7 protein-coding genes are annotated in these 8,427 nt (G+C 67.8%); 4 read left to right on the top strand and 3 right to left on the bottom strand.

All coding sequences use genetic code 11. The features are described from left to right. Positions 1-374: 374 nt before the first annotated feature. On the bottom strand, positions 375-887 hold the full coding sequence (locus ABZ810_RS28540; RefSeq protein ID WP_358408483.1) for a hypothetical protein: 513 nt from the start codon (positions 885-887) through the stop codon (positions 375-377). 554 nt (positions 888-1,441) lie between these two features. Further along, the gene (locus tag ABZ810_RS28535) at positions 1,442-1,711 is read right to left on the bottom strand and encodes a DNA-binding protein (RefSeq protein WP_358408481.1); all 270 of its coding nucleotides are present in this window, start codon (positions 1,709-1,711) and stop codon (positions 1,442-1,444) included. 310 nt (positions 1,712-2,021) lie between these two features. Between ABZ810_RS28535 and ABZ810_RS28530 the strand changes: the two genes are divergently transcribed. Further along, the gene (locus tag ABZ810_RS28530; protein WP_358408479.1) at positions 2,022-4,331 is read left to right on the top strand and encodes a LuxR C-terminal-related transcriptional regulator; all 2,310 of its coding nucleotides are present in this window, start codon (positions 2,022-2,024) and stop codon (positions 4,329-4,331) included. A 278-nt stretch (positions 4,332-4,609) separates the two neighbouring features. Here ABZ810_RS28530 and ABZ810_RS28525 read toward each other — a convergent pair whose 3' ends face one another. Next, entirely contained in the window at positions 4,610-4,777 is a 168-nt protein-coding gene (locus ABZ810_RS28525; RefSeq protein WP_358408477.1) for a hypothetical protein, read from the bottom strand. Between the two features lie 420 nt (positions 4,778-5,197). Here ABZ810_RS28525 and ABZ810_RS28520 point away from each other — a divergent pair, with 420 nt between their 5' ends. The 3 genes from ABZ810_RS28520 to ABZ810_RS28510 all read left to right on the top strand — a co-directional run bounded on the left by ABZ810_RS28520 (position 5,198) and on the right by ABZ810_RS28510 (position 8,406). Then, positions 5,198-5,578 (top strand): hypothetical protein, encoded by a 381-nt coding sequence (locus ABZ810_RS28520; RefSeq protein ID WP_358408476.1) that lies wholly within the window; start codon positions 5,198-5,200, stop codon positions 5,576-5,578. A gap of 634 nt (positions 5,579-6,212) precedes the next feature. Further along, the gene (locus ABZ810_RS28515; protein WP_358408475.1) at positions 6,213-7,439 is read left to right on the top strand and encodes an FAD-dependent oxidoreductase; all 1,227 of its coding nucleotides are present in this window, start codon (positions 6,213-6,215) and stop codon (positions 7,437-7,439) included. Positions 7,440-7,449: 10 nt separating this feature from the next. Beyond that, positions 7,450-8,406, top strand: a complete 957-nt coding sequence (locus ABZ810_RS28510) for a sigma-70 family RNA polymerase sigma factor (protein ID WP_358408473.1) — start codon at positions 7,450-7,452, stop codon at positions 8,404-8,406. The last annotated feature ends 21 nt before the right edge of the window (positions 8,407-8,427 follow it).

Here is an 8,427-nt window from a genome sequence, read left to right as displayed (position 1 = left end):
GTCAGAAGGGCGTCCAGTTCAGTCTTCACAAACCGATCTTGGATGCCCTTCGTCACGCCCGCCGGACATCACCAAATTTCACATCAACGATCTAGAAGGGGCCGCCTACGACGGCACGAGTTCTCAGAGCGGCCCAGGCGCCCACGGGGCCGAGTTGGGCGGCCGGGTGCCGCTGGCCGCCTCCGTACTTGCGCGGGGACCCCGCGCGGGGCCTCACGACGGGCCATCGCGGGCGGGCAGGTGCCGCCCGTCCGCCACACCAGGCTACGAGGCCCCGCCCCCACGCAAGCCCGGACCCGTCCAGCTCCGAAGCCACGTCCCGCCCTCACCACCTCCCGCAGATCACCAATGTGGACGCAGACTAGTCAATTGGGTCAATTGCGAAGACTCCGTATATATTCTTCATCCGAATAGCCAAGGCTAGACCTTGCGGCACTGACAAATTCATCAAAACACGCGTAGGCTTGAGGGTCGGTCCCAGGCGACCATTCATCGAAAGTCATCTGAAAAGCTTCCGCCGCCTCGATAACATCGGGAGGAGCGAATAGCTCAAGCTCCCACCTGAGATAGCTCAATTCAAGCTCATGCCTTGCCTGTCTATTAAATAGACGGAGAGTCTCTTCTTCTAGTTTACGCTTTTCTTCGCCATTCTGTGAAGCGCCCTCTTCAGCGATAGCATCCGCCAATTTCAACTGATGCTCCATGGCCTCTCGCCCCTTGGCCAGGAAACGCGCATAGATACTCTTTTGCTCCTCCCGGTGAAGCCGCAAGTCTTCTCGCGCGTATTGCTCCTGCCGAGTCCGCCCCGAAAACCAATACTGCAAAGCAGCACCTAGACAAATACCAACCAAAGCAAATCCGCCAGAAAGCAGAGACGTCCATGACATGTTTTGCACCTCACCTCAGAGGATTTGAACTCCAGCTTTACCGGCCCAGGCTCCCGGGGCAGTGGCAAAAGGTCAAGGACCCAGGCCAGGAAGAGTCACTAGGTCGACCCCACTATCTATCCGCAGCGTTAAGGCCTAGGCGCTGGCATGCCTTCCTCGTTAACCACAGGTGGAGGCTCCGGGGAGCCAGATGGGGAGCCGCCCAGGCTGAACTAGCCGAGACGGGGCGGGACGTACGTGATCCCAGGGACTGGAAGAGCAACCGTACGGAACTGATCCACATCGCTCAGTGCTGGTTCGAGTCCAATCGCGGCAGCTTGACGCTTAAGCGTCAACAGCCCGTGCCACTGTCGTGCCAGAACCACCGGTGAACCACGGGGTGACACGGCGACTCAGGGAGTCGCTCACTTCGCCTCTGACCTGGATTGCAACAGCTTGAGCGATCTTGACCCGTACTCTTCCAAACTGGCTACGCGGGTTCGATTCCCGTCGCCCGCTCCACTGTTTCCCCAAGTCAGCCGCCCTGTTTGCGGCCCTGAAGATCACTTCGTTGATCATCTATCACCGTCTCGTGGATTGCCCACGCCTCTTGTCCGCTCTACGCGGATCTTGACTGCTCTACGCGGACGGAACCTTCCAAGGCCGAGCAGCCTGTGCAGATCGGCTGTGACGACGCGGTAGCTGACACCGATCCGGATCACTCTGCAGGGGAACTGGTTCCGCTTCGCCAGGTCGTAGGCGCGGGTACGCCCCATGCCGAGCGCCCGGGCGGCACTCTCGACACTCGTCGTCGTGGGCAGGGCCAGCAGTTCGTCACGGCTCATGGGCCGCATGCTCAGCCTGCCGTTCCGCCGGAACCGTTCGGCTGGCCGCTCGGCACGGTGGCCGTCAAGGGCCGGATCGTGATCTTGCTGCATGTCTCTCCTCTTCGCGGCGCAGGGCCGCGTGGTCGTGGATGTGTGCGGTCATGAGGGCGTCCTCTCTCCTCGGCAGCGAACGCATGCGCCCTGACCGACGCAAACCATAGATTCCCGTCACTTGGCGCCATCGCGCCGTTACCGTGTTCGTGGACGTCTGTCCGGCCGGTCGTAGCGGGCTCCGGCTGTTCCTGTCGATCGGTGAGGACGGTGGCTCGTGACCGAGAGTGGGGCGTGGAGTTGGGCGAAGACCGGGGCGCGGTACGAGCCGACTGGGTTCATCGGGAGGGCCGCCGAGCTGACCGCCGTCGAGAAGGGGCTGGCCGCCGCGCGGGTGGTCACGCTGACCGGCCCCGGGGGGATCGGCAAGACGCGGATCGCATTGCGGGCCGCCCACCGGGCGGGCCGTGACTTCCCTGACGGGGTGTCGGTCGTGGAGCTGAGCGGCCTGCGGGACGCGGAGTTCTTGCCTAACGAGGTCGCCGCGGCCGTCGGCATGCCCGAGGCGGACGCCCGCGAGTCGATGGACCAGCTCCTGGACTACTTCGCCGACAAGCGGGCGCTACTGGTGCTCGACACCTGCGAGCACCTGGTGGGGGCGGTGGCCGCGTTCGCCGACATGCTCGTCGGCAACTGCGCGCACCTGGTGCTGCTGCTGACCAGCCGCCAGCCGGTGGCGCTGCCGGGCGAACACGTGCTGGCAGTCCCGCCGATGCCGGAGCCGGACTCGGCGTCGACCGAGGAGACCAACGACACCGTCGCCTTGTTCGTCGCGCGGGCCCGGGCGGCACGGCCGGAGTTCGCGCTGGACGACGACAACCGGTCCGAGGTCGTCATGCTCTGCCGACGGCTGGACGGCATGCCGCTGGCGATCGAACTGGCCGCGGCGCGGCTGCGGACCATGACCCTCGACCAGATCCTGCGGCGGCTGGACAACCGGCTGCAGGTCCTGGCCGGCTCCCGCGCCGTCCTGGCCCGTCACCAGACGCTCCGCGCCACCATCGAGTGGAGCCACGACCTGTGCTCGCCCGCCGAGAAGGAGCTGTGGGCGCGGCTGTCGGTCTTCGCCGGCGGCTTCTCCATGGCGGCCGTCGAAGAGGTGTGCGCCGGGAACGAGCTCGACGGCTTCGACGTCATCGATCTGCTGCTCGGGCTGGTCGACAAGTCCGTGGTACAGCGAATCGACAACGTCGAGGAGGACCGCTACCGGATGCTCGACACGCTGCGCGAGTTCGGCGCCGAGAACCTCGAGCGCGCCGGCCGGACCGAGACCTACGCAGCCCGGCACCAGCGCTTCTTCCTGCGGGTCGCCACCCGGGCCGGCGAGGAATGGTTCGGCGACCAGCAACTCCTGTGGGGCCAGCGACTCAAGGCCGACCTGGACAACTTCCGGGTCGCTCTCGACTTCGCCATCGCCAACCCCACAGACCAGGCCTCGCTGCGGATCGCCAACGGCCTGTGGGGGCTGTGGCTGAGCGGGAGCCGGCTGACCGAGGCGCGCCGCTGGTTCGACAAGGCTCTGGAGGCCGAGCCTGACCTCACCAGCGACCATGTGATCGCGCTGTTCTTCTCTGCGTACTGCGGCGTCCTGCAGGGCGACCCGCGCGTCCAGGAAATGATCGTCCGGGTGAGGACCCTGGCCGAAGAGCTCGACGACGACTTCCTGCGGGTGCGGGCCGAGTACGTCGAGGCGGCGGGGGCGGCGCTGTGGGTGTCCACGGCGGAGGCGATCGCGGGGATGAATCGGGCGCGCGAGCTGGCCGCCGCCGCCGGGGACCCGTTCATCCGGGTGATGACCACCATCCCGCTGGCGGCGATGCACGCCGCCCAGGGGGATCCCGCCGCGGCGCTGCTGGCCGTCCAGGACGGGCTGGCGGCTTTGGCGCACATCCCGCGGGAGTCGTGGAACCGCAACCTGCTGAAGACCATGCGGGTGCTGTGCCACCTGGCGCTGAACCAGGTCCAGGAGGCCCGCGACCTCGGCCGGGCCACCGTCCCCGACCTCATCGAGCAGAGCTCCACGATGGCCGCGATGATCGAGTACCTCGCCTGGGCGGCGACCGCGGACCGCGACTTCGAACTGGCGGCCACCCTGCTCGGCGGCTCCGGAGCCCTCTGGCGCAGAATCGGCCGCCTGCTGTGGGGCGAGTTGAGCCTCAACGCCATGCACACCAAGTTCGAGACCGACCTCATCCAGGCCTTGGGCGGAGAGCGCTTCACCCGGCTCTACACCAGGGGCGCGGCTCTGACGCACCCGGAACTGTCGGCACTCGCCACCGGTGACGCACGCCAGCCCCCACCCACGTTCGAGGAGGAAGTGGGCAGCCCCCTGGGCCCGCTCACCAACCGCGAACGCCAGGTCGCCCGCCTCATCGCCGAAGGCCTCAGCAACCGCCAGATCGCCGAACGCCTCGTCATCTCCAAACGCACCGCCGACGCCCACGTCGAACACATCCTCACCAAACTGGGCTTCCGCTCCCGCACCCAGGTCGCCGCCATGATCGGCGCCCTGAAAGACGAGGGATAAGAGGCCGCTCCCCCACCCTCTCTCCGCCCAGACCAGGCCCGAGCGACGACGGGCACCAGCCCCTGAGCAGGGGTCCGGCCCAGATGCGTCTGGACCCCGCAATCAATAGATCTTGAGGTGTCGACAGGAATCGCGTCCCGTGGCCCCAGCAAGGCTCAAACGATACAGATCACAAGGTCTGCCCGGTGGGCGCTCTTGCGACGCCAACGTTCGTGACAATCCGTAATCATGCGCCTCGCGGCCCCAGCCGAGCCACCGCCCGCCGCAACTACCAGCGTTCAGATCTTCGCCGGGTCGGCCACCAGGCGCAGCGCATCAGCCGGCGCCCGGCGGTGCGGCGTGAGCAACGATGTCAGCTCGTCATAACGCCCGTCGATCCCTCCGTGGCCTGGATGGCTGTCCACCCCGGCCTCTCCGGCCACATGACGCCGGAAGCCCACATCCACCTCGCTTGATCATCTATCACTTTTCTGTCATCGGATCTTGTGTGATCCGGTGATAGCGGCTGCGATCGATCGTCAGAAGAATATGCCTGCTGACCTGCACTTTAGCCGGATAGACGGTCATCTTCGAGCATGTGGATTGGTCACGGATCACGGCTTCCAGACTGGCTACGCGGGTTCGATTCCCGTCGCCCGCTCCACACCCCCAGCTCAGAGCCCTGATCGTAAAACGCTCGGCCGATTCAAGATCTTCTATCACCGGGGATCGAGCACGACCATGTGTTCATCTCCGACACGAGACACCACAGCGGCTACGCCGTACGTCCAGCCGACCTCAGAGTGCAGACACCAGGCGTCCGCGGTTCCCGGCGGATTCGGCTATTTCCTATCAGAGATGCCGTACTGCCTCTACTATCCGCTGCCATGGCGCCAGAAGCTTTTACGACCTCCTCCGCGGTCTGGCTCGTGACCGAAGACGTTCACCTCATCCGCGCAGATACCATCACCAGCATCGGTGTAACCGGCGACCAGCTCACCGTCTGGCAGGGTGACCGGGCCACCACGGTGGTCCAGGTCGGTGACCGCCCTCAGTTCTCTACGAGCTACGCAGGCATCTTGGCTCAGCACCTTGCCGCTGCTGCCACCAACCGGACCCTTGACCGCCAAGGTCAGCCTTTCCCCCTCGTCTTCGCATGGCTCTACCTCGACGATGCGGCCGAGCCACGCTGGCACGTTGGAGTACAGGGCAGCCACGAAAACGTCGATCCTCCCATGCCACCCTTCAGCGCTGGCGCACCAGCCTGACCCCAATCCAGGGCAGGGCTGATGATCGGGTGCGATCTCCGCAAGCCGTGCCCACACCTGTTCCGACGCGGTGTGCGGCACGAGCCGGATGGGATTCCCGCCGGCGTCGAGCAGGACTTCATCCGACGTGACCAGAAACCGACTCGCTCCAGGCTCGGGCCGATGGAATGGTGGGGCGCGGCCCCGCTTCATCCGCGCCCCACCAGGAATCAGCAGCGGGAACGGTTGTTGATCGCCGGCCTGGTGCAGCAGCCGTCAGGGCGATGGCCTCCATGCCTCCAGGCGTGACATTGGCGAGCACGGCCGAGCTGGACTTGACGGCCGTGTCCGCGCTCGCCGAACCCTCGGTCCCGCCCATGGCCGCTCCCGCCGTGGCGGCGACTCGCTTGCCCGCGAAGACTCTGCCTTGGCGAAATGGTTTCAGAGCGCGGGTGCGAGCAGCCACGTGATTCCGCGTAAACCTCGGCGACGCGGCCGAGGTTGACTTATCACTTCGGGTGATCCGGCAAGATCTGTCAGCGGGTCATCAAGGTCGCCGCCACCCTGTGACTCAAGTCACATCTGACTCCTGTCAGCAGTCGGGGTGCTGTTCCGCTCAAGTCACCGAGAGCGAGCGAACCGACAGGAGCATCACATGAAGCACCGCATCGTCGTCCTCGGCGCCGGCTATGCCGGGGCCTACGTGGCCGGGATCCTGGCCCGCCGGCTGTCCCCGGCCGACACCGAGATCACTGTGGTCAACGCCGTGCCGGACTTCGTCCAGCGAATGCGGCTGCACCAGCTGGCGACCGGCCAGCACATCGAGGCTCCGAAGCTCGCCGACGTCTTCGCGGGCACGGGGATACGGCTGCGCGTGGCCCGCGTGACCGCCGTCGACCCCGAGCGCCAGGTCGTCACCGTGGCCGATGCCGAGGGCGGCGACGAACTCGGCTACGACACGCTCCTGTACGCGCTCGGCAGCCACGGCGCCGACCACGCCGTGCCCGGCGCGGCCGAGCACGCCTTCGACGTCGCCGCCAGGCCTTCGGCGCTGCGCCTGCGCGAGCGCCTGGACGGCCTGGGCAGGCGGGGCGAAGGCGGGCGCGTGCTGGTCGTCGGCGACGGGTTGACCGGCATCGAGACCGCCACTGAGATCGTCGAATCCCGGCCCGGCCTGTCGGTGACGCTGGTCGCCCGCGGTGAGCTGGGCGCCCGGCTCTCCGCCGGAGCCCGCCGCCACCTGCGCCAGGCCTGCGACCGGCTGGGCGTCACCGTCCTTGAGCGCACCAGCGTCGAGGCCGTCGAGGCGACGCGGGTGCTGTGCGCCGACGGCACCGCCCTGGCGTCCGACGCGACCGTGTGGACGGCCGGGTTCGCGGTCGGCCCCGTCGCCGCCGCCGGCGGGCTCGAGGTCACCGAGAACGGTCAGATCGTCGTCGACCGCACCATGCGGTCGGTCTCGCACCCGAACGTCTACGCCATCGGTGACAGCGCCTACGCCATCGGCGACAACGGCCGGCCGCTGCCGATGTCCTGCGCCTCGGCCGGCCACACCGGCCGGCAGGCCGTCGAGGCGATCGTGGGACGCCTGGCCGGCCGCAAGATCGCGATCACCAGGCTGGTCTACGCCTACAACCACATCAGCCTCGGGCGGCGGGACGGGATCCTGCAGACGATCGACGACGAAGGGCGGGCGAAGCCGAGGTACAGGGGCGGCCGGAATCCCGCGCGGATCAAGGCGGGCATCCTCAAGATGTCGCTGTGGGCCACCTCGCACCCGACCTTCGGCATGCCCAAGCGGAGGCACCGCCTGGCCACCGCGCCGGACGCGACGGCCGAGAGGCCGATCGGCCGCCGAGAAGGCGGTCGCGTTGCCGCCTAGGGTGGTCCGCGTGGACGGCACCGCCACGGATCGCTTCGACACCGGCCGGTTCGAGGCCAGCCGGAACCGGCTGGGCGCACTGGCCTACCGGCTGCTGGGCTCCGCCGCCGACGCCGAGGACACCGTGCAGGATGCGTTCCTGCACTGGCAGGCCACCGACCGGCGACGGATCAAGGTGCCGGAGGCATGGCTGACCAAGGTCGTCACCAACCTGTGCCTCGACCGGCTCCGCTCGGCGCGAGCCCGCCGCGAACGCCCCGCGGGCGCCTGGCTGCCCGAACCCCTCCTCGACGGCGACCCGATGCTCGGCCCGGCCGACTCGTTCGAGCAGCGCGAATCGGTCTCCCTGGCCGTGCTGACGCTCATGGAGCGCCTGTCGCCCCTCGAGCGGGCCGTCTACGTCCTGCGCGAAGCGTTCTCCTGCAGCCACGCCGAGATCGCCGAGATCCTCGACATCACCGAGTCCGCGAGCCAGCAGCACCTCCACCGGGCCCGGCGCCGCATCACCGCCGCGCGCCGCGGCGGCGGCGAAATCGACCCGGCAGCCGCCCGCAGGGTCGTCGAGGAGTTCCTCGCCGCGGCCTCCTCCGGCCGCACCGAACGGCTGGTGGCGCTGCTCACCGACGACGCGACCGCGATCTCCGACGGCGCCGGCGGCCTGGCCGGGAAGGTGCTGCGGTACGACACTCCGCAGCGCATCGCCGCCGTCGTACGGGCCGGCTTCATGCCCACACCGGCGAAACGGCGATTCGTCGGCGGGACGCCCTCCATCCACTACGCGCTCGTCAACAGCACCCCCGCCGTCCTCTTCGTGGTCGGCGACCAGGTCATCGGCGCCGTGACGTTCGACATCACCGGCGGCAGGATCGCCACCGTGCGCGGCATCGCCGCCCCCGCCCGCCTCGTCCGCCTCACCGAAGCCTGGCGGCGGCACGGACCGGACACGCCGCTCATCAGCCTGTGGTGACCCGATGCCGGCCGCGGCCAG

The sequence above is a fragment of the Spirillospora sp. NPDC047279 genome (genome assembly GCF_040643285.1).
GTDB lineage: Bacteria > Actinomycetota > Actinomycetes > Streptosporangiales > Streptosporangiaceae > Spirillospora.
This window is presented reverse-complemented; position numbering and strand designations above follow the sequence as displayed.

Coding starts and splice junctions, on each gene's coding strand:
- ABZ810_RS28540 (WP_358408483.1), bottom strand. CDS start 887: ATGTCATGGACGTCTCTGCTTTCTGGCGGATTTGCTTTGGTTGGTATT.
- ABZ810_RS28535 (WP_358408481.1), bottom strand. CDS start 1,711: ATGAGCCGTGACGAACTGCTGGCCCTGCCCACGACGACGAGTGTCGAG.
- ABZ810_RS28520 (WP_358408476.1), top strand. CDS start 5,198: ATGGCGCCAGAAGCTTTTACGACCTCCTCCGCGGTCTGGCTCGTGACC.
- ABZ810_RS28515 (WP_358408475.1), top strand. CDS start 6,213: ATGAAGCACCGCATCGTCGTCCTCGGCGCCGGCTATGCCGGGGCCTAC.